The organism is Mesorhizobium sp. M0491 (assembly GCF_040321265.1).
GTDB lineage: Bacteria > Pseudomonadota > Alphaproteobacteria > Rhizobiales > Rhizobiaceae > Mesorhizobium.
The window spans coordinates 23,911-45,089 of sequence record NZ_JAMYRE010000001.1; the positions used below are offsets into that span (position 1 = coordinate 23,911).

At 63.7% G+C, this 21,179-nt stretch carries 18 protein-coding genes, 1 tRNA gene and 1 pseudogene; 14 read left to right on the forward strand and 6 right to left on the reverse strand.

Features of this window, described 5'->3' with window-relative positions:
• Nucleotides 1–72 precede the first annotated feature (72 nt).
• Both NKI69_RS00105 and NKI69_RS00110 read left to right on the forward strand, forming a co-directional pair.
• Nucleotides 73–462 (forward strand): TIGR02300 family protein, encoded by a 390-nt coding sequence (locus NKI69_RS00105; RefSeq protein ID WP_023811519.1) that lies wholly within the window; start codon nucleotides 73–75, stop codon nucleotides 460–462.
• 172 nt (nucleotides 463–634) lie between these two features.
• Nucleotides 635–710, forward strand: a tRNA-Ala gene (locus NKI69_RS00110).
• A gap of 192 nt (nucleotides 711–902) precedes the next feature.
• Here the strand turns inward: NKI69_RS00110 and dgoD are convergent.
• Nucleotides 903–2,051 carry a galactonate dehydratase gene (gene dgoD / locus NKI69_RS00115; protein ID WP_023811520.1) on the reverse strand — a complete coding sequence of 383 codons (1,149 nt, stop codon included), beginning with the start codon at nucleotides 2,049–2,051 and terminating at the stop codon, nucleotides 903–905.
• Between the two features lie 8 nt (nucleotides 2,052–2,059).
• Nucleotides 2,060–2,749 carry a FadR/GntR family transcriptional regulator gene (locus NKI69_RS00120; RefSeq protein ID WP_245273229.1) on the reverse strand — a complete coding sequence of 230 codons (690 nt, stop codon included), beginning with the start codon at nucleotides 2,747–2,749 and terminating at the stop codon, nucleotides 2,060–2,062.
• A gap of 257 nt (nucleotides 2,750–3,006) precedes the next feature.
• On the opposite strand from NKI69_RS00120, the gene NKI69_RS00125 reads away from it, so the two are divergent.
• From NKI69_RS00125 to NKI69_RS00150, 6 genes are all read left to right on the forward strand, one after another.
• Nucleotides 3,007–3,996: an arabinose ABC transporter substrate-binding protein gene (locus NKI69_RS00125; RefSeq protein ID WP_352719517.1), complete on the forward strand. Its 990-nt coding sequence runs from the start codon at nucleotides 3,007–3,009 to the stop codon at nucleotides 3,994–3,996.
• Nucleotides 3,997–4,066: 70 nt separating this feature from the next.
• The gene (gene araG, locus NKI69_RS00130) at nucleotides 4,067–5,578 is read left to right on the forward strand and encodes an L-arabinose ABC transporter ATP-binding protein AraG (protein ID WP_023811523.1); all 1,512 of its coding nucleotides are present in this window, start codon (nucleotides 4,067–4,069) and stop codon (nucleotides 5,576–5,578) included.
• Nucleotides 5,579–5,588: 10 nt separating this feature from the next.
• Nucleotides 5,589–6,539, forward strand: a complete 951-nt coding sequence (araH, locus tag NKI69_RS00135; RefSeq protein ID WP_023811524.1) for an L-arabinose ABC transporter permease AraH — start codon at nucleotides 5,589–5,591, stop codon at nucleotides 6,537–6,539.
• A 15-nt stretch (nucleotides 6,540–6,554) separates the two neighbouring features.
• A complete protein-coding gene (locus NKI69_RS00140) occupies nucleotides 6,555–7,334 on the forward strand; it encodes an SDR family oxidoreductase (RefSeq protein ID WP_023811525.1) in 780 nt (259 codons plus the stop codon).
• Between the two features lie 14 nt (nucleotides 7,335–7,348).
• On the forward strand, nucleotides 7,349–9,061 hold the full coding sequence (gene araD, locus NKI69_RS00145) for an L-arabinonate dehydratase (protein ID WP_352719519.1): 1,713 nt from the start codon (nucleotides 7,349–7,351) through the stop codon (nucleotides 9,059–9,061).
• 11 nt (nucleotides 9,062–9,072) lie between these two features.
• The gene (locus tag NKI69_RS00150) at nucleotides 9,073–9,978 is read left to right on the forward strand and encodes a dihydrodipicolinate synthase family protein (RefSeq protein ID WP_023811527.1); all 906 of its coding nucleotides are present in this window, start codon (nucleotides 9,073–9,075) and stop codon (nucleotides 9,976–9,978) included.
• A gap of 14 nt (nucleotides 9,979–9,992) precedes the next feature.
• Here the strand turns inward: NKI69_RS00150 and NKI69_RS00155 are convergent, their stop codons facing one another.
• From NKI69_RS00155 to NKI69_RS00170, 4 genes and pseudogenes are all read right to left on the reverse strand, one after another.
• The gene (locus tag NKI69_RS00155) at nucleotides 9,993–10,739 is read right to left on the reverse strand and encodes an SDR family NAD(P)-dependent oxidoreductase (RefSeq protein WP_023811528.1); all 747 of its coding nucleotides are present in this window, start codon (nucleotides 10,737–10,739) and stop codon (nucleotides 9,993–9,995) included.
• 68 nt (nucleotides 10,740–10,807) lie between these two features.
• Complete coding sequence (locus NKI69_RS00160) at nucleotides 10,808–12,319, reverse strand: UxaA family hydrolase (RefSeq protein WP_023811529.1); 1,512 nt, start codon at nucleotides 12,317–12,319, stop codon at nucleotides 10,808–10,810.
• Nucleotides 12,320–12,656: 337 nt separating this feature from the next.
• Nucleotides 12,657–12,800 (reverse strand): annotated as a pseudogene (locus tag NKI69_RS33510) (L-rhamnose mutarotase); the annotation flags it as partial.
• A 19-nt stretch (nucleotides 12,801–12,819) separates the two neighbouring features.
• A complete protein-coding gene (locus NKI69_RS00170) occupies nucleotides 12,820–13,494 on the reverse strand; it encodes a GntR family transcriptional regulator (RefSeq protein ID WP_128287601.1) in 675 nt (224 codons plus the stop codon).
• 339 nt (nucleotides 13,495–13,833) lie between these two features.
• Here NKI69_RS00170 and NKI69_RS00175 point away from each other — a divergent pair, with 339 nt between their 5' ends.
• The 6 genes from NKI69_RS00175 to NKI69_RS00200 all read left to right on the forward strand — a co-directional run bounded on the left by NKI69_RS00175 (nucleotide 13,834) and on the right by NKI69_RS00200 (nucleotide 21,144).
• On the forward strand, nucleotides 13,834–15,336 hold the full coding sequence (locus NKI69_RS00175) for a sugar ABC transporter ATP-binding protein (protein WP_352551217.1): 1,503 nt from the start codon (nucleotides 13,834–13,836) through the stop codon (nucleotides 15,334–15,336).
• Entirely contained in the window at nucleotides 15,333–16,331 is a 999-nt protein-coding gene (locus NKI69_RS00180) for an ABC transporter permease (RefSeq protein ID WP_245273225.1), read from the forward strand. The genes NKI69_RS00175 and NKI69_RS00180 overlap by 4 nt, the downstream gene beginning before the upstream one ends.
• On the forward strand, nucleotides 16,331–17,326 hold the full coding sequence (locus NKI69_RS00185; protein ID WP_127322263.1) for an ABC transporter permease: 996 nt from the start codon (nucleotides 16,331–16,333) through the stop codon (nucleotides 17,324–17,326). Before NKI69_RS00180 ends, NKI69_RS00185 begins: the two co-directional genes overlap by 1 nt.
• Nucleotides 17,327–17,340: 14 nt before the next feature.
• Nucleotides 17,341–18,279, forward strand: a complete 939-nt coding sequence (locus NKI69_RS00190; protein ID WP_023811535.1) for a sugar ABC transporter substrate-binding protein — start codon at nucleotides 17,341–17,343, stop codon at nucleotides 18,277–18,279.
• Between the two features lie 235 nt (nucleotides 18,280–18,514).
• Nucleotides 18,515–19,687 carry an FMNH2-dependent alkanesulfonate monooxygenase gene (gene ssuD, locus NKI69_RS00195; RefSeq protein ID WP_023811536.1) on the forward strand — a complete coding sequence of 391 codons (1,173 nt, stop codon included), beginning with the start codon at nucleotides 18,515–18,517 and terminating at the stop codon, nucleotides 19,685–19,687.
• Nucleotides 19,684–21,144: an FAD/NAD(P)-binding protein gene (locus NKI69_RS00200; RefSeq protein ID WP_023811537.1), complete on the forward strand. Its 1,461-nt coding sequence runs from the start codon at nucleotides 19,684–19,686 to the stop codon at nucleotides 21,142–21,144. Before ssuD ends, NKI69_RS00200 begins: the two co-directional genes overlap by 4 nt.
• The last annotated feature ends 35 nt before the right edge of the window (nucleotides 21,145–21,179 follow it).

Sequence of the window (21,179 nt, forward strand, 5' to 3'; positions counted from 1 at the left end):
CGCCGGCTTTTCGCTTTGACAGCGCTGCAAACTGTGGTTAAGGGGACCACTCTTTTATTGACGAGGCTTGCCGTGGCAAAAACCGAACTTGGCACAAAACGTATCGACCCGGAGACGGGCCGAAAATTCTACGACCTGAACAAGGACCCGATCGTCTCGCCCTACACCGGCAAGACCTATCCGCGTTCCTATTTCGAGGAAGGCAAGATTGCCGCTCTCGAGGAGGAAGAGGAAGTGGCCGAGAAGGAAGTGGACGCCGAGGAAGAAGAGGGCGTTGAGGTCGTCTCGCTTGAAGAGGCCGACGAGGACGCCAAGGGCGACGACCTGCCGGATCTCGGCGACGACGAGGATGACGTCGACCTCGGCGACGACGAGGATGACACCTTCCTCGCCGACGAAGAGGAAGAAGATGACGACGTTGCCGACATGATCGGCGTCGGCGACGACGACGACGAGGTCTGATCGGCCTTGAAAGCGGGCGTTTGCAGGCTTTCGTAGCCTGCGAAGAAAAAGCGGCTCTTGAAGGCTTGATATTGACGAAAGGCGGGGTTAGAAGCCGCCTGCACTAACGGCGCGGTCTCCAACCCGCGCCGGATCTCTTCGCCGGAAACGGCGCCGGTTGACTGCCGGAAGTGGGGCCATAGCTCAGTTGGGAGAGCGCTTGAATGGCATTCAAGAGGTCGTCGGTTCGATCCCGATTGGCTCCACCAAACAGTCCCTCTGCAATTCGCAGCCGATGAATGTGCCGTACTGCGGTCATCTGCGTTTGATGGTCAGTTCAGGCAACGCCGCTGAAAGCGCCCCCATCAAACGGAACGAACCAGCCATTTCTCGAGAGCAACTGTTCGCCGGACAAAGTCTTCACTGTTCATGGAGCGCTTAGAGACTGAAAGCCAGCCCGATCACCACTCGGCGAAGGAGCCGTCCTTGTGGCGCCAGATCGGGTTGCGCCAGCGGTGGCCTTCCCTAGCGCGCTCCTTGACATAGTCCTCGTCGATCTCGACACCCAGGCCCGGGCCGTCGGGGATGGCGACATAGCCATCCTCGTAGCGGAAGACATCCTTGTTGGCGGCATAGTCGAGCAGGTCGTTGGAGGCGTTGTAGTGGATGCCGAGGCTCTGCTCCTGGATGAAGCAGTTGTAGCTGACCGCGTCGAGCTGCAGGCATGCGGCAAGCGCGATCGGCCCGAGCGGGCAGTGCGGCGCCACCGCGACGTCATAGGCTTCCGCCATCGCCGCGATCTTGCGGCATTCGGTGATGCCGCCGGCATGCGACAAATCGGGCTGGATGATGTCGACGACACCTTCCTCGAACACGGATTTGAAGTCCCAGCGGCTGTAGAGCCGCTCGCCGAGCGCAATCGGCGTCGAGCCAAGCGCGGCGATCTCCTTCAGCGCCTCGCGGTTTTCGCTGAGCACCGGCTCCTCGATGAACATCAGCCTGTAGGGCTCGAGCTCCTTGACCAGGGCGCGCGCCATCGGCCGGTGCACGCGGCCATGGAAATCGACGGCGATGCCGATGTTGGGCCCGACCGCCTCGCGCACCATGGCGACGCGTTCGATAGCCGCGTCGATCTTGTCATGGCTGTCGACGATCTGCAGTTCTTCCGTGCCGTTCATCTTGAGCGCCAGGAAGCCGCGCGCCACCATTTCCTTGGCACCGGCCGCGACCTCCGCCGGCCGGTCGCCGCCGATCCAGGAATAGACCTTGATCGTGTCGCGCAGCTTGCCGCCGAGCAGTTCATGCACCGGCACGCCGAGCGCCTTGCCCTTGATGTCCCACAGTGCCTGGTCGATGCCCGCAATGGCGCTCATCAGGATCGGCCCGCCACGATAGAAGCCGCCGCGGTGCATTACCGTCCAGTGGTCTTCAATCAGGCGGGGATCCTTGCCGATCAGGTAATCACCAAGCTCCTTGACCGCTGCCTCGACGGTCAGCGCCCGGCCTTCGACGACCGGCTCACCCCAGCCGGTGACGCCGGCATCGGTTTCGATCTTCAGGAACAGCCAGCGCGGCGGAACGATGTAGGTGGTGAGCGAGATGATTTTCATGCGCCGTCTCAGTTGCTCTTGAGTTTCTTGGCGCTGACGAGGTCGCGCGCCGCAAGGTCGAGGATTCGATTTGCCGCCCCGCGCGCCGCCTCCGCGTCGCGCATGCGCAGCGCCTCGACCACCTCGCGGTGCGCCGCCACGGCCTCCATGCGCCGGTCGAGCGAAATCACCGCCGTCGCCTCCAGCGAGAATTTCAGCCCGGTGTCGATCAGATTGCCGATCTGGCGAAAGATCGGGTTGTGGCTCGCTGTATAGACGATCTGGTGGAAGGCGATGTCGCTGCGCGAGAAGGCGGCGAGATCCTCGCCGGCGCCGGCCATGCCGCGCCATGCCGCTTCGAGATCGGCTATTTCCTGCAGCGTTGCGCGCGTGGCCGCCAGTTCGGCGACCAGCGGCTCGATGGCGCGGCGCGTTTCGAGGATGGCGTCGAACAGCTTGTCGTCCAGTGCATGCGGCGCGTGCCAGGCCAGCACCTGTGGGTCGATGATGTTCCAGTCGTCCTCGTTGCAGACGATCGTGCCGACGCGCGGCCGCGACAGCACCAGCCCCTTTGCCGCCAACACTTTCAGGGCCTCGCGGATGACAGTGCGGCTGACACCATATTCGACGCCGAGTTCGTTTTCGGTCGGCAAGGAGGATCCGGCCGGGTAGCGCCCGGAAAAGATGTCTGAGGCCATTGCCTTGGTCACATCGGGCATGACGCGCGGGCGGCGAGTGGCTGTGTCGCCTTGCGGTTTCTTCAAAGTCCCGGTCACCTCAGCCCTCCTCCAAGGCGGCGAACCGCTGGTTTCGCACAACCGATCCGCCATTAACGGATGCGGACTGATTGCGCCAGCGATTGCTGGTCAGAGCATGTACATTAATTATCATACCAGATCAATTGACGAGTATGATAAAAACGATTAGACACTCCGGCATCCGGGCTGAGCGCCCGGTCTATCGCTGGGAGGTAATCATGCGACTTTTGAAGACCGCGCTCGTCGCGGGCGCGCTTGCCGTGCTGTCCGTCACGACCATCGCTGCATATGCTCAGGACACCAAGATCGGTTTCATCGTCAAGCAGCCCGAGGAGCCGTGGTTCCAGGACGAATGGAAGTTCGCTGACCAGGCCGCCAAGGAGAAGGGCTTTACCCTGGTCAAGATCGGCGCCGAGGACGGTGAGAAGCTGATGTCGGCGATCGACAATCTCGGCGCCCAGGGCGCCCAGGGCTTCATCGTCTGCACACCGGACGTGAAGCTTGGCCCCGGCATCGTCGCCAAGGCCGCCGCCAACAATCTCAAGCTGATGACTGTCGACGACCGTCTGGTCGGCGCCGACGGCAAGGCGCTGGAAGACGTCCCGCATATGGGCATTTCGGCCACCAAGATCGGCGAAGCCGTCGGCCAGGCGATCGTCGACGAAATGAAGGCGCGCGGCTGGAAAGCCGACGAGGTTGGCGCCATCCGCGTCTCCTACGACCAGCTGCCGACGGCGGTCGATCGCGTCGAAGGTGCCATCTCGGTGCTGAAGGCAAACGGCTTCAAGGCCGAGAACATTTTTGACGCCCCGCAGGCCAAGACCGACACGGAAGCTGCCCTCAATGCGGCGACGGTCGTGCTCAACGCCCATGCCGACATCAAGAAGTGGGTTTCCTTCGGCCTCAACGACGAAGCGGTGCTCGGCGCCGTGCGTGCAGCCGAAAGCGTTGGCATTCCGGCGGACGGCATGATCGGTGTTGGCATTGGCGGCGCGGATTCGGCGATCAACGAGTTTAAGAAGCCGACGGCCACCGGCTTCGTCGGCACCGTGATCATCTCGCCGAAGCGTCATGGCTACGAGACGGCGCTCGACATGTATGACTGGGTTGCCAACAACAAGGAGCCGGAGAAGCTGATCCTGACCTCGGGTGCACTCGCCAAGCGCGACGACTACCAGAAGGTCCGCCAGGGTCTCGGCATCGAATAATCCTCCCTGTACAAACAGGCGGCGGCTCATCCCGCCGCCTGTTTGCCATTCCATAAGAGGATCGCTGCCCGTGTCCTTTCTCGACTTCTCGCACATCACCAAGACCTATCCGGGCGTCAAGGCGCTGTCGGACGTCTCGTTCGGTGTCGACAAAGGCGCCGTGCATGGTTTGATGGGCGAGAACGGCGCCGGCAAATCCACCCTGATCAAGATACTGTCCGGTGACCAGCATGCCGATCAGGGCGAGATCCGCATTGACGGTAGGGTTCAGGCCTATACCTCGACCCGGGATGCCTTCGACAATGGCGTCATTGTCATTCATCAGGAACTGCAACTCGTTCCTGAACTCACCGTTGCCGAAAACCTCAGCCTCGGTCGTTTCCCCGCCAACGCCGGCATCATCGCCGGCCGCCGGATGCTGGACGACGTCGGCGCCAAGCTGAAATCGGCCGGTATCGACATCGACATGCGCCGCAAGGTCAAGACGCTGTCGATCGGCGAACGCCAGATGGTCGAGATCGCCAAGGCGGTCATGCTCGACGCACGCGTTATCGCGCTGGACGAACCGACCTCGTCGCTTTCCTCGCGCGAAAGCGAAATCCTGTTTGCCCTGATCGACCGCCTGCGCGGCGAAGGCAAGGTCATCATCTATGTCTCGCACAGGCTCGACGAAGTGTTCCGGCTCTGCGACAGCCTGACCGTGCTGCGCGACGGCAAGCTCGCGGCGCACCATGCGTCGCTGAAAGGCGTCACCCGCGACCAGGTCGTCGCCGAGATGGTCGGCCGCGAGATTTCGGATATCTGGGGTTTTCGCGCACGAAAAACGGGCGATGTCCGCCTGAAGGTCGACGCTCTCAGCGGCCCCAAACTGAAGACGCCGGCCAGTTTCGAGGCGAGGGCAGGCGAGATCGTCGGCTTCTTCGGCCTGATCGGCGCCGGGCGCTCGGAACTGATGCGGCTGGTCTGTGGCGCCGATCCGCGCTCGGGCGGCAGCATCACCGTCGACGGCAAGCTGGTCCGTGCCGCCGATCCGCGTGGCACGATCCGGGCCGGCATCGTGCTGTGCTCGGAGGATCGCAAGCATGACGGCATCATCCAGGGCCGCTCGGTCGAGGAGAACATCAACATCTCGTCGCGGCGCCATCACACGCGCTTCGGCGTGCTCAACCGCGCCAGCGAGATCGCCACCGCCGAAACCTTCATCAAGAAGCTCAAGGTGCGCACGCCGTCGCGCAAGCAGGACATCATCAATCTCTCCGGCGGCAACCAGCAGAAGGTCATCCTTGGCCGCTGGCTGTCCGAACAAGGGGTGCGGGTTCTCATTGTCGACGAACCGACGCGCGGTATCGACGTAGGGGCCAAATCGGAAATCTACGAATTGCTCTACCAGCTTGCGCAGGACGGCATGGCGATCGTCGTGGTCTCGTCCGAACTGCCGGAAGTGATGGGCATCTGCGACCGTATTCTGGTGATGTGCGGTGGCCGCGTCAGCGCTGAACTCACCCGCGACCAGTTCGCCGAAAGGGCGATCCTGGCCGCCGCTCTCCCCGATCAGAAAACTCCCGACGCGATCGCATCCTGAGGACTTTGGCATGACCGACCAGTTGAAAAAAATCCTGCTCGGCGAACAGGGCCTCGTCGTCATCTTCGTCGTCGCCTTCGCGCTGGTGTCGGCTCTGGTGCCGAACTTCCTTACGGACCGCAACATGCTCGGCCTGCTGCAGTCGGTGGTCACCGTCGGCATCGTCGCCTGCACCATGATGTTCTGCCTCGCCGCGCGCGACTTCGACCTGTCGGTCGGTTCGATCGTCGCCTTTGCCGGCATGGTCGCTGTGATGGCGTCGAATTACACCGGCTCGATCCTGCTTGGCCTGCTGGCGGCAATCGCCTGCGGCGCTTTCGTCGGCTTCATCAACGGCGTCGTCATCGCCAAATTCCGCATCAACGCGCTGATCACGACGCTGGCCACCATGCAGATCGTGCGCGGCTTTGCGCTGATCGCGTCCGACGGCCGTGCCGTCGGCATCAACAGCTCGGATTTCTATCAGCTGGCGCTCTCGAAACTGCTCGGCATACCGACGCCGGTCTGGGTGCTCGCTATCCTGTTTTGCATCTTCGGCTTCGTCCTCAACCGCACCGTCTTCGGCAAGAACACGCTGGCCATCGGCGGCAATCCGGAGGCCTCGCGTCTTGCCGGCGTCAATGTCGACCGGACGCGCATCTGGATTTTTGCGCTGCAGGGCGTCGTCTGCGGCATCGCCGGCATCCTGCTGGCGTCGCGCATCACCTCCGGCCAGCCCAACGCGGCGGTCGGGCTCGAACTCTCGGTCATCTCGGCCTGCGTGCTCGGCGGTGTTTCGCTTGCCGGCGGCCGCGCCACCATGTCGGGCGTCATCGTCGGCGTGCTGATCATGGGCATCGCCGAAAACGCCATGAACCTGCTCAACATCCCGGCCTTCTACCAGTACATCGTACGTGGCGTGATCCTGCTGCTGGCCGTGCTGCTCGACAATCTGCGCTCGTCGGCACTGGGCCGGCGCTAAGCTGGAGGGACAAAAATGGCTGAGCGCCTTTCCGGCAAACGCATCTTCCTGACCGGCGCCGCGCAAGGCATCGGGCTGGCCATCGCCGAGGCCTGCCTTGCCGAAGGTGCAAGACTGTTCCTCGTCGACCGCGACGGCGCACTGCTGGACAAGGCCGTCGCCGGCCTTGCCGCGCCGCACGGCCATGTCGGGCATGCGGCAGCCGACATCAGCGACGGAGCCGCGATTGCCACTGCCGTCGGCCAAGCGACCGACGAAATCGGCCACATCAACGCGCTGATCAACAATGCCGGGGTCAATGTGTTCTCGACGCCGCTCAAGGCGACCGAGGAAGAGTGGAACCGCAATTTCGACCTCAACGTCAAGGGCGCCTGGAATTGCAGCAAGGCTGTGCTGCCGGGCATGATTACAAGCGGCGGCGGCGCCATCCTCAACATCGCCTCGACGCACAGCTTCACCATCATTCCGCACACCTTCCCCTATCCCGTCGCCAAGCACGCTCTGCTCGGCCTGACCAAATCGCTGGCGCTCGAATATGCGGCGCAAGGCGTGCGCGTGAACGCGCTGGCGCCGGGCTATGTCGAGACGCAGAAGGCGATCGACTACTGGAACAGCTTTGCCGATCCGGCCGCAGCACGCGCCAACACCATGGCGCTGCATCCCGGCGGCCGCATCGCCACGGCGCACGAGATCGCGCTTGCCGCGGTGTTCATGATTTCCGACGAGTGCCCGTTCATGAACGCGGCGACGCTCGTCGTCGATGGCGGGCTGAGCCAGCTGCAGCATCCCGCCTGAACGCCGGAAAGACCATGACCAAGAGACGATCGCAGCATTGGTTCGGCGGGCTGGGCAAGGATGCCTTCATCCACCGCAGCTGGATGAAGAACAACGGCCTGCCCGACGATGCTTTCGACGGCCGCCCGGTGATCGGCATCTGCAACACCTTCTCCGAATTCACGCCTTGCCACGTGCATTTCCGTGGCCTGATCGAGCACATCAAGGCCGGCGTCCTGGAAGCTGGCGGCCTGCCGCTCGAATTCCCGGTCTTCTCTTGCGGCGAGTCCAATCTGCGGCCGACGGCGATGCTGTTTCGCAACCTCGCCTCAATGGATGTCGAGGAGGCGATCCGCGGCAACCCGATGGACGGCGTCGTGCTGATGGCAGGCTGCGACAAGACCACGCCGTCGCTGGTCATGGGCGCGGCCTCTTGCAATCTGCCGTCGATCGTCATTTCCGGCGGACCGATGCTCAATGGCCGCTTTCAGGGACGGGAGATCGGTTCCGGCACCGATGTGTGGAGATTCTCCGAGGATGTCCGCGCCGGCGTGATGAGCGAGCAGGATTTCGCCAATGCCGAGAGCGCCATGTCGCGCTCCCCCGGCCACTGCATGACCATGGGCACGGCCTCGACCATGGCCTCGATGGTCGAGGCGCTCGGCCTGGCGCTGCCCGGCAACGCCGCCTATCCGGCGGTCGACGCGCGCCGCAGCCGCATCGCCCGCATGACCGGGCGGCGCATCGTCGAGATGGTCGATGAGAATCTGCGCCCGTCGGCCATCCTCACGAAGGCGGCCTTCGCCAACGCAATCCGTGTCAATAGTGCCATCGGCGGCTCGACCAATGCGGTCGTGCATCTGCTGGCGATTGCCGGCCGTGTCGGCACCGAGCTGACGCTGGACGATTGGGATCGATATGGCCGCGATGTGCCGACCATCCTCGACCTGATGCCGTCCGGCCGCTTCCTGATGGAGGATTTCTGCTACGCCGGCGGCATTCCGGCCGTCATGAAAGAGATCGCCAGTCGGCTTGATCTCGACGCGCTGACGGTCACCGGCAAGACCGTGCGCGACAACATTGCCGATGCCCAAAACTACAATCCCGAGGTTATCCGCCCGCGCGACAAGGCGCTTACCGCCCAGGGCGGCATCGCGGTGCTGCGCGGCAATCTGGCGCCGGACGGCGCCATCATCAAACCTTCAGCCGCGTTGCCAGGATTGATGAAGCATCGCGGCCGCGCCGTCGTGTTCGAGGACATCGACGACTACAAGGCGCGCGTCGACGATCCCGCGCTCGATATCGACGAGAGCTCGGTCATGGTGCTGAAGAATTGCGGCCCCAAGGGCTATCCGGGGATGGCCGAGGTCGGCAACATGGCTCTGCCTCGGAAGCTGCTGAAGCAAGGCGTCCGCGACATGATACGCATCTCCGACGCCCGCATGTCCGGTACCGCCTTCGGCACCGTCGTTCTGCACGCTGCACCGGAAGCCGCCGTCGGCGGTCCGCTGGCGCTGGTCAGGAGCGGCGACTTCATCGAACTCGATGTCGAAGCAAGAAAGCTGCATCTCGACGTGTCGGAACAGGAACTGGCGCGGCGGCGGACATCCTGGGCTCCGCCGGAGCCGGCGATGCGCGGCGGCTATCAGGGACTTTATGTCGACCATGTTCTGCAGGCGGATCGCGGCGCCGATCTCGACTTTCTCGTCGGATGCCGTGGCCATGCTATCCCTCGCGAAAGCCATTGAGGCTGACCTGCATGCCCAATTTCCAGCCTGACGATTTCCACGGCATTCACGCCATTCTCTACGCGCTGTTCGACAGCGACGAAAAACTCGACCGCGCAGCGATGCGCAGGCAGGTCGAGATTTGCCTGGCGAGCGGCGTGCACGGCATGGCGGCGCTCGGCCTGGCGACGGAAGTCGCCAAGCTGACCGACGCCGAGCGCCGGACGATCATGGACTGGACAGCCGAAGACACCGCCGGAAAAGTGCCGCTCGCCTTCACCATCTTCGGTTCTTCTGTGGCTGAGCAGGTGGCGCAGGTTCGGCACGCCGAAAGCGTCGGAGCGGATTGGGTGATCCTGCAGCCGCCGCCCGTCGGATCCTATGGTACGCCGGAATACATCAGCTTCTTCGGCCGCGTTGCCGAGGCGACCGATCTGCCGGTGGCGATCCAGAACGCGCCGGCGTTTTTCGGGCGCGGCCTTTCATCAGACGAAATCCGCGACCTCGTCACGCTGTATCCCAACGTAAGGCTGATCAAGGGCGAGGGTCCGGTTACCGACATCGCCGGGCTGATCGAGCGTACCGATGGCCGGATACCGGTTTTCAACGGGCGTGGCGGCCTGGAACTGATCGACAATTTCCGCATCGGTTGCCGCGGCATGATCCTGGCGCCGGATTGCGCCGACTATGCCGTGCGCGCCTATCATGCGTTCCGCGCCGGAGGCGAAGCCACGGCCGAGGCTGAATATGCAAGAATGTTGCCGGCAGCGGTCTTCGTCATGCAAGGCATCGAAAACTTGATCTGCTATGGCAAGCGGCTGTTCGGCGCCCGCGCAGGCATCCCGATACACGACCGGGCTCCGGCGATGCGGCCCAGCGAGCCTGGCCTCGCGATGGTGGAGCGCTTTGCGGTTGATCTCGGTCGGTTGCCTGGCTGAACGGCAACTGCCTTTCAATAGGTCGTCCGCCCACCCGACAGGTCGAACGTGGAGGCGGTTGTAAAACTGTTCTCCTTGGAGACGAGCCAGGCGACCATGGCGGCGGCCTCGTCGACCTCCAGCAGGCGGCCGCGCGGAATGCGCGAGCGCATATATTCGATATGCTCCGGCGTCAGCTGTTCGAGAATGCGCGTCTGCGCCGTGGCTGGCGAGATGCAGTTCACCGCGATGTCGTACTGCGCCAGTTCCTTGCCGAGCGACTTGGTCAGGCCAATGACCGCCGCCTTCGAGGCCGAATAGGCTGATGCGTTGGGGTTGCCCTCCTTGCCGGCGACCGAGGCGATGTTGACGATGCGCCCGTAATTGCGCTCCTTCATTCCCGGAACCACCGCCCGGTTGACGTAGAACGTGCCGTTCACATTGACGTCGATGACCTTCTTCCACGTCTCGATGTCGTAGACGTCGAGCGGGGCGGCCGGGCCCGCGATCCCGGCGGAATTGACCAGAATGGAAATCTTGCCGGCGCGCTCTTCGGTCCTGGCGCGCGCGGCATCCACCGACGCCCAGTCGGCGACATCCACCAATTCTGTCGAAGCGGCGCTGCCGAGTTCTTCTCGTGCGGTCTCGAGACGTGCCTCATCGAGGTCCCACAAGCTGACCGTCGCGCCGGAGGCAACGAAGCGTCTGGCCATCGCGAAGCCGAGGCCCTGGGCGCCGCCGGTGACGACAGCGTGCTGGCCGTCAAGATCGATGCTGTTCATGTCGAGCGGTTCTTTCCGTTTGAGATTTTTCGTGGGCGCCCGCCGGCCTGTGCAGGCGGGCGATATCGCTACATGGTCGCGCCAAGGCTCCACGGCACGAACTCGTTGTCGCCATAGCCGAGCGCTTCCGACCTGGTGCGCCCGCCGGATGCCACGCGCAGGATCTCGGCGAAGATTTCCCGGCCCTTCTCGGCCAGCGAGACGCCGTCCAGTACATCCCCGCAATTGATGTCCATGTCCTCGCGCATCTGCTCGAAGATAAAGGTGTTGGAGGCAAGCTTGATCGAGGGCGTCGGCTTGCATCCGAAGGCCGAACCGCGGCCGGTGGTGAAGCACAATATGTTGGCGCCGCCGGCGACCTGCCCGGTGGCCGAGACCGGGTCGTAGCCGGGCGTGTCCATGAAGACGAGGCCGCGCTCGTTGATCGGCTCGGCATATTCCAGCACCGCGCGCAGATTGGTGGTGCCGCCCTTGGCGGAGGCGCCGAGCGATTTCTCCAGGATGGTCGTCAGCCCGCCCAGCTTGTTGCCGGGCGAGGGGTTGTTGTTCATCTCCATGTCGTGCCTGGCGGTATAATCCTCCCACCAGCGGATGCGTTCGATCAGCTTTTCACCCACTGCGCGGCTCTCGGCGCGCAAGGTGAGGAGATGTTCGGCGCCATAGATCTCCGGCGTCTCCGAAAGCACGGCCGTGCCGCCTTGCGCGACAAGCAGGTCCACCGCCGCGCCAAGTGCCGGATTGGCGCTGATGCCGGAATAGCCGTCCGAGCCGCCGCATTGCAGCGCAAGCACCAGTTCGGAGGCCGGCTGCGGCGTCCTTTCGGCGGCGTTCACCGTAGGCAGCATGTCGACGATCGCCTTGACGCCGGCTTCGACCGTCTTTCGCGTGCCGCCGGTTTCCTGGATGGTCATTGTGCGGAAGGTCGTGCTCTCCTCGATGTTGTAGGATTGCATCCAGCGTGGGATCTGGAACGCTTCGCAGCCGAGCCCGACCATCAGCACGCCGCCGACATTGGGGTTCGTGGCAAAGCCCCATTGCGTGCGCTTCAGCAGGTCGTAAGCGGGGCCTTTGGTGTCGATGCCGCAGCCGGTGCCGTGGACGAGCGCAATGACGCCATCGACATTGGGATAGTCGCGCAGGATGCCGGACCGGTTGACTTCGTCGGCGATGAACCGGGCGACGCTGGCAGAGCAGTTCACCGAGGTCAGGACGGCAATGAAGTTGCGCGTGCCCACCTTGCCGCTCGGCCGGCGGTAACCCATGAAAGTAGCGCGCTCGGCCTCGGCAACGACCTCGGTTTGCCTGGTATTGGTGCCGAAGACGTAGTCGCGTTCGAAATTGCGCAGATACACATTGTGCTCGTGAACCCAGTCGCCGGCGACGATGGATCCCCGCGCAAAACCAATGGTCTGGCCGTATTTCACGATCGGCTCGTCCGAGCCGATGTCGCGGAAGGCCATTTTGTGCCCGCGCGGTATGCGTGCCCTGGCCGCCACGTCCCCGGCTTTGTCGCCGATTTTCAACGGATCGACCGCCAGAAGAATGTTGTCGATATCCGACAGCTTGATGAACCGTGCCATGACCCAAACTCTGAAAAAGCTCCCCCCGACAAGGAGCGCCGAGAGGCAAAAGTGATTTGGAATACTAATATAACAGAATGTCAGTGGTCAAGGTGCGGTTGCGAAAGGCCTGGACTGCAGGGCGTTGCGGCGGATCGGTTAGGTGAGTGGCGTGCAATGAGTGCGCCTTGCGGCGCAGTTTGAGGGCGGCAAACGGCTGGATGAAAGAACGGACCGCCGCACGGCCGGGACACGGTCAGTCGAGATGGAAGACCTCTTCCATGGCCGCCCGCCATTCGCCCGTCGGCGCGCGTCGGCAGCGGCGTCTGCATGGGGTCGCACAACTCCCACCGTTCTCCGGTTCGCGCAGGAAGATCGAATAGTTGCGGATGTCGGCGCGACTGATGACGTCCAGCACCTCGGGCCAGACGGCGGCGTGGACGCGCTTGTAGTCCGCGATCGCCTCGGCTTTCACGCCGATACAAAGCCCCATTCTTTGCATGCCGGTTGCTCGCGAGGCTTCAGTCGAGAAGGTCGGCGGCGACTTCGAGCGTGTTGCGGAACGACGTCTCGAGATGATGTTCCATGGCCCTTGCCGCCCCCTCGGCGTCGTGGCGCTTCAGCGCGTCGAAAATGGCCTCGTGCTGCTCGATCGTCTGTTCGCCATAACCCGGTCTTGGGATGGCGAGATAGCGTCCGCGGTCCATCTGTGCCTTCGAGATGTCGACGGCTCTCCAGATCATCGGCAGGCCGCAGATCTCGGCTATGGTGCGGTGGAAGACATCGTCGAGCTGTATCGCGGTGGCATATCTGCCGCGCGATATGGCAAGCCGGTGCGCCGCCATGTTGTCTTCCAGCAATTCGCTGGCTGCCGCTGTGAACTTGGCGGCCGCGCGTCGGGCGCTTTCCATCTCCAGGGCCCGCCGGATGACATAGGCTTCTTCCAGGTCGGCCCGGCTGATCGGAGCGACATAGGTGCCGGTCTGTGCCAGGATTTTGACCAGGCCCTCGTCGCTGATGCGCTTGACCGCTTCGCGAACGGGGGTGCGAGACACCCCCAGGGCCTCCGCGATGGCGACCTCGTTGATCACCTCCCCCGGCTTCAGCTGCCCGACGACGATCAGGTTGCGGATCTTGTGGTAGATCTGATCGCGGAGCGGAAGAGCCCGATTGAGCGTCGAAGGATCCAGGTCCATTGCAAATCCGTGTCTTCGTTCACCAGAAATGGCCAGATAATACTAGAATGTCAATTGGCACGCATCCAATGGAAGCGTCGGGTGTCGGTGGACACGATGCCCATAAACGACCGCCGGAATCCAGCTTGCCAGAACTGTTATATTAGTGCAATAGTCATCGTCCGCGGTGAGAAATTCAATCCGCAACCGAGAGCCTGGACTGAGTCGCGTGTTCAAAAGCCCGGACGTTCAAGCCAGTTCGAAGAGGGGTCGAGCTGCGTTGAAGAAACTATTATACTAACATATCGATGGCCGATACCGAGGACGATCGGCCAGCCGCCAGGAGGAACCTAGCCAGATATGACTGTCGCCGCCGATTGCGCCTTGGACATGCGAGGCATCAGCAAGACGTTCCCGGGCGTGAAGGCTCTGTCCAACGTCAATTTCGCCGTGAAATTCGGTACCGTTCATGCGGTCGTGGGTGAGAACGGCGCCGGCAAATCGACGCTCATGAAAGTGCTCAACGGGTCCTACGCACCCACCAGCGGCACAATCAGGGTCGGCGGCGCCGAAGTGCGCATGCGCCGGCCCGCGGACGCCCAGGCGCTGGGCATCCGCATGGTGCATCAGGAAATCAATCTGGTCCCCGACCTGAGCGTCGCCGAAAACGTCTATCTCGGCCGCATGCCGGGCAAGTGGACCTTTCTGCGCAAGGGCGAGATGATCCGGGCTGCAGCCGCCGTTCTCGATGAGCTCGGAGCGGCCATCAACCCACGTGAACGGCTCGGCAACCTGTCGATCAGCCAGCAGCAGCTCGTCGAGATCGCCAAAGCCTACGCGGCGCAGCCCAGGATCATCGTCCTGGACGAACCGACATCCAGCCTCAGCGAGCATGAGACGGCGGCGTTGTTCCGGATCCTGCGCAAGATGCGCGATGACGGCATCGCCATCATCTACATCAGCCACCGACTGAAGGAGGTGCTCGAAATCGCCGACGAGGTGACTGTGCTGCGCGACGGCTCAATGATCGAGACGCGTCCGATCGAAGGCATAAATGCCGCTCACATGATCAGGCTGATGGTCGGTCGCGAAGTCAGCAATGTCTTCCCGAAAAGCCCGGCCGAGATCGGCAAGTCGGTGCTGCGCGTCGAACGCATCAGCGACGGCACGCGCTTCCGCAATGTCAGCTTCGATGTACGCGCCGGCGAGATACTGGGCTTGACGGGGCTGGTGGGCGCTGGCCGCACCGAGGTCGCCCGCGCAATCTTCGGCCTGTCGCGGCTTGTCGAGGGCTCGGTCAGCGTCAACGGACGCGAGGTCTCGATCAACTCGCCATCCCAGGCGGTCAGGGCAGGCATTGCCTATGTTCCGGAAGATCGCAAGGGCGACGGCGTCGTGCCTGGAATGTCGATCCGGGAAAACATCAGCCTGCCCATACTGCGCCGCCTGAGCCGTTTCGGTCGCATCAGCCGCAGCGCCGATCACTCGCTTGCCGCGGACTCGGTCAAGCAGTTTTCGATTTCACCGCCCGACGGCGAACGGCGCATCAGCCTTCTGTCGGGCGGTAACCAGCAGAAGGCGGTCATCGCCAAATGGCTTGCCGCCAAACCTTCGGCCTTGATCCTCGACGAGCCGACGCGGGGCGTCGACGTCGGCGCCAAGGCCGAGATCCACCACATCATCGGCCAACTCGTCGCCGGCGGCATGGCGGTCGTGATGATCTCGTCGGAGCTGCCCGAAATCCTCGGCGTCTGCGATCGCGTGGTGGTGATGCGCGATGGCTATGCCTCCGAGCCTCTCCTGCGCAGCGAATTGAGCGAGGAGCGCATCATGGCGCTAGCCACGGGGGAGGAGACGGCGTGACCGAAGCTGCCATGGAGATCGGCGGCGTGAACCGCAACGACCGCTTTACGCGTGGCAGCAGGCTTGTCGATGTCCTGTCGAAGGCGGGGCTGGCCTTCGCTATCCTCGCCGTGATGCTCTACGGCTCCTTCGTCAGCCCCGCCTTCTTCACATCAGGCAATTTGCTCAACGTCCTGACCTCGATGTCCATCGTCGGCATCGTCGTCGTCGGCATGACCTTCGTGCTCGTGGTCGGCGGCCTGGCCGACCTGTCGGTGCCGGCCACCATCGCCTGCGGCGCCATCCTGTCGCTCGGGCTGCAGCCGATGATCGGGCCGCTGCCGGCCTTCGTGCTGGCGGTTGGTCTCGCGGGCCTCATAGGCCTGCTCAACGGGGTCCTGGTCGGATATGTCGGCATCAATCCAATCATTGCCACGCTCGGCATTGGCACGATCGGACTGGGCATCGTCCAGGCGGCTGTCGGCGGGGTCATCGTCTATGGCAGCAATCCCGCCTCCGCCGAATTCGCCAAGGGCCGGCTGTTCGGCATTCCGGTCGTGGTGCTGATCTTCCTGGTCATTGCTCTTGTCGGCCATTTCGTCCTGTCCCGCTCCTTCTGGGGCAGATGGACGCTCGCCACCGGCGGCAATTACAGCGCCGCCGAGGCAAGTGCGGTTCCGGTGCAGGCCGTGAAGGCTGGCGCCTTCGTGATCACAGCACTCGCTTCCGGCATCAGTGGCGGCCTGCTCGGGCTGACGCTGCAGAGCGCGCGGCCGCTCATCGGCGGCGGCTACGAATTCAGTGCCATCACGGCGGTGGTGGTCGGCGGCGTGTCGATCGTCGGCGGCTTCGGATCGGTGCCACGGGCCATCGCCGGCCTCATCTTCGTGCAACTGCTGACCAACGTCATGGTGCTCGACGGTGTGCGCACGCCGATCCAGGGTTTCGTGCTCGGCATCCTGATCGTCGGCGCCGTCGGCATGGATGCGGCGCTGCGCAAGCGGGGCGTGTCGTGATGCGTTTTCTTTCGCTTGTCTCGCAGTATCGCGTCATCGTCATTCTCGGTCTGACGCTGGTCATTTCCGCGCTGGTGGTCCCCGGCTACCTCTCGGCATCGACCCTCGGCCTCGGCCTCGACCGGGCGGCGACAATCGGCCTGATCGCGATCGGCCTGACGGTGCTTTTGATATCGGGCCAGATCGACCTCTCCGGTGGCGCGGTGTTTGCCCTGGCCGGCATCGTATCGGTCATCCTGCAGCGAGAGATCGGCATCCTCCCTGCCGCGATCGTCGGCATCCTGGTCGGTACCCTGGCAGGCGCCGTCAACGGCATGCTGGTCGTCGGCCTGAAGGTGAATTCGCTCGTGCTGACGCTCGCGACGATGCTGATCTTCCGCTCGCTCGCGCACTGGATCACCAACAGCCAGCCGGTGACCGGAACCGACATCATGCTCTCCCTGGCGCTGGCCAAGATCTATCTCGATGTCTTCACCCTCCGCAGCGCGCTGTTCATCGCCCTGATCGTGCTGCTGCATTTCTGGCTGACGCGCACCATACCTGGGCGTAACGTTTTTGCGGTGGGATCCAACCCGGCGGCTGCCAAGGAAAGCGGTATCGCCTCGGACCGTATCGTCTTTCTCGGCTTTGTCTTTGCCGGCACGCTTGCCGGCCTAGCGGGGGTTCTCCAGAGCCTCGTCACCAACACCGGCTCGCCCGTCTTCGGCTCGGAACTGACGGTCGCCGTCATTGCCGCGGTCGTTGTCGGCGGAACTCGTCTCGAAGGCGGCAGGGGATCCGCGCTCGGCACGCTCGGCGGCGTGCTGACAATCGGCTCGCTGACCATCGCGATGGAGTTCCAGTCCGTTCCCGCATACGTCCAGCAGGTCGTGTCCGGGCTTATCCTGATCCTGCTCGTCGTGCTCGATCGGGCCGTTACCACCAAGGGGAGGGCTCCGGGCACGCGCCCGGCGCTCGTTCGCGACAATCCAATCACTCAAGGAGGAACCACATGATTGGGAGGAAACACATGATTGGCAAGAAAAGCATGCTTCACGTCGCCGCCATGGCGGCTGTGCTGGCATCGACGGGCTGGGCCAGCGCCAAGACGGTCTGCTACGTGACGGCAGCGGATTCGCATGCCTACGCGACGCCGGCCAACAAGGCGCTTCAGGCGCGCGCCGCGGAACTCGGCATCGAGATCCTGAGCCTCAGCCAGGATTTCGACGTCCAGAAAGGCACCGAGCAGCTCAACACCTGCGTTGCGCGTAAGGTCGACGGCATCATCCTGTGGCCGCTCGACCCGCAGGCATACATACCGGGGCTGGCGCGCGCGCAGCAGGCGAACATTCCGGCGATCCTCATCAATTCGCCGATGAGCGACGATGCCAAGCCGTTCATCAAGTCGTTCACCGGGCCTGATGTCTACGAGGAAGGCAAGCTGGCGGCGGACTCGCTGAGCAAGGCGCTGGGCGGCAAGGGCTCCGTCGTCATCATCGCCGGCCAGGCTGGCAACGGCACCACGATCGGACGTGTCAGCGGCTTCACCGACCGTCTCAAGGAAACCAATGCCGACATCAAGGTGCTCGACACGGTCAACGCCGACTTCGACCAGCAAAAGGCGCTGGTGGTCAGCCGCGATCTGATCACACGCTTCGGCGACCAGATCAGCGGTGTCTACGCCAATGACGACACGATGGCCCGCGGCTTCATCGACGCATGGAAGGAGGCGAACCCCTCCAAGGCCGCACCGCCGATCGTCGGCATCAATGGCCAGAAGGATGCGTTCGAATCGATCCGCACCAATGAGATGTACTCGACCATCGTCCAGTCGCCCGTCGAGGATGGCCGCCTGGCGATCAACACGATGGCCGAGATCATCGACGGCAAGGAGGTCAAGGACCGGCTACCCATCCCGCTGACCGTCGTCACCAAGGACAATGTCAACGCGGTCGAACCCGCGTTCTGATTCAGGAAGGCCGGCCCGGTGCACTCGGGTCGGCCTCACCGCCGACGCGTTGGAGAGAGAAATTCTAATAGCGGCGACAGAATTGGAATAAACTAACTCTACAGAGTTTGTGGAATAAGCAATCTGCACTGGCGATCTGGTTTCCACCCGGACAGGACCACGCCATGCCCACTCTCTTACGCTCGCCCTCGACCAAAGCAGACATATCCAGTCGCCAGGCAGCGGGAGAAAGGCCATGAGCCGGATCGTGCCAGACCGCATCAAGGTGCTCTGGTTTCTGCCGACGCATGGCGACAGCCGCTATCTCGGCACAGCCGAGGGCGGCAGATCGGTCGATCTGCCGTATCTGACGCAAGTGGCGAAGGCGGCCGACACGCTCGGCTACTATGGCGTGCTGTTGCCGACCGGCCGCTCTTGCGAGGATTCCTGGGTGATCGCATCGGCCCTCGTACCGATGACCGAACGCTTGCGTTTCCTTGTCGCCGTGCGGCCCGGTTTGCAGTCGCCGACGCTGGCCGCGCGCATGACTGCGACGCTGGATCGCATCTCCAATGGCCGCCTGCTGATCAACGTCGTCACCGGCGGCGATCCGCTGGAGAACAAGGGCGACGGCATTTTCCTGTCGCATGCCGAACGTTACGAGGTGACGCAGGAATTCCTTCGGATTTACAAGCGGGTGCTGAGCGGCGAGACGGTCGAGCATCAGGGCAAGCATTTCCGCATCGAGGATGGAAGGCTGCTGTTTCCGCCGGTGCAGACGCCCTACCCCCCCCTCTATTTCGGCGGCTCGTCCGACGCTGGGTCCGTGGTGGCGGCGCAGGAGATCGACAAATATTTGACCTGGGGAGAGCCGCCAGCCGATGTAGAGCGCAAGCTGGACGGCATGCGTGAACTGGCGCAGAAGGCTGGCCGCAAGCTCTCCTTCGGCATTAGGCTGCATGTCATCGCCCGCGAAACCACCGAGGAGGCCTGGGCCGCTGCCGACAGGCTGATCAGCCGGCTCGACGACGCGACGATCGCCTCGGCGCAGAAGGTCTTTGCCCGCATGGATTCGGTCGGCCAGGCGCGGATGAGCGCATTGCATGGCGGCAATCGCGCCAAGCTCGAGATCGCCCCCAACCTCTGGGCCGGCGTCGGCCTGGTGCGCGGCGGCGCAGGTACCGCACTTGTCGGCGATCCCGACACGATCGCCGAGCGCATCGACGAGTACCGGCGCCTCGGCATCGATACCTTCATCCTTTCCGGCTATCCACATCTCGAAGAAGCCTATCGCTTCGGCGAGCTGGTGCTGCCGAAACTGCCGACCGACCATCCGGTCAAGGCAGCCGGCTCGTCCGTAAACACCGGTCCGTTCGGCGAAACCATCGCCGGCGACCACCGGCCGAAGTCGCTCGCCAGCGCCTCGTGAACTTGCTTCCTGCGTCCTCGCGGTTGCGCGTCGCCATTATTGGTGGCGGCTTTTCCGGTGCGGCGGTGGCGTGGCACCTGGCGCAAATGCCTCGACCGGAGCGCATTTCCATTTCCGTGATCGAGCCACGACCGGTTCTTGGCGGTGGCCTTGCCTATTCCAGCGAGGAACCGTCTCATCGGGTCAATGTTCCCGCGGTCAGGATGAGCATGGCTCCCGACGACCCGCAGCATTTTGCACGCTGGTTGACTGGCAGCGGAGAACTCGAACACGACCCGGATGCCATCTGGAAGAACGGCGACGCTTTTCCGCGCCGGCGCGTGTTCGGTCGCTATGTTGCCGAGCATCTGGCGCCGCATCTCAATTCCGGCCTTGTCCATCATGTTGAAGGTTCCGCCACACGCGTGACACGCGATGCCAGTGGCGCGGGCTGGACCGTGCACACCTCTGCCGGACCGGTCGCCTCCGACATCGTCGTTCTAGCAGCAACGCATCCCCAGCCTGCAATTCCAGCCGCGTTGATCCACCTGACGGAAGCGCCGGGTTTCATCGCCGACCCATACGCTGCCGCGGCGCTTGCCGGGATCGGGCCGGACGCCTCGGTGCTGATCGTCGGCTCCGGGCTGACCTCGGCCGACATGGCCGCCGAACTTGACCGTCGTGGCCATCGTGGCCGCATCCTCACGCTGTCGCGCCGCGGCTTACGCTCGCGCGGACACCCCGATGTCAGGGGCGAGCCTTTTGGCGATTTTGCATCCGCGCCGGCGACGACGGCGCTCGGCCTGCTCAGGACCATTCGCGCGACGCTGGCAGCGGCAAGAGCGGCCAATGTCAACTGGCAGTCGGTCTTCGACCAGTTGCGCCTGCAGGGGCCGGTGCTGTGGGCCGCACTTGCCCCGCCGGAGCGGGCAAGGCTGGTCCGCCAGCTGCGCGTGTTCTGGGACGTGCATCGTTTCAGGATCGCCCCGCAGGTCGCCGCCGTGCTCGACCGGCGCCATGCCGCCGGTACAGTCGACACCATTGCCGCCAGGCTTGTCGCGTCGAACGATGAGGACGGCAGCCTGGCTGTCAGCTTTCAACGGCGCGGGCAGACCCGGATCGAGGCGGCGCGCTTCGCTGCCGTCATCAACACCACCGGTCCGGCTCATGGGCAGGCGCTGCAGCTGAACCCGGCGCTGAGCTCGCTGGCGGAAACCGGCTTGATCAGGACGGACCAATATGGGCTTGGCATCGAGACAGGTCTCGACAGCCGCGCGATCGGCCGGGACGGTGAGGCGGTCGCGACACTCCTGGTCGCCGGCCCGCTGGCACGAGGGACTTTCGGCGAGCTCATGGGTCTGCCGGAAGTCGCTCGCCATGCCCAGGCGGTCGCGGTTGAAATTGCCAAGCTGCTGGTAACGCTGCCGTCAGCGCAGGCCATCGGCGCCAATGCCGCGCAGGGTCCGGTCATGAGCTGACACCGGCAAACCGGGTTGGCCGAGCAAAATTGGTA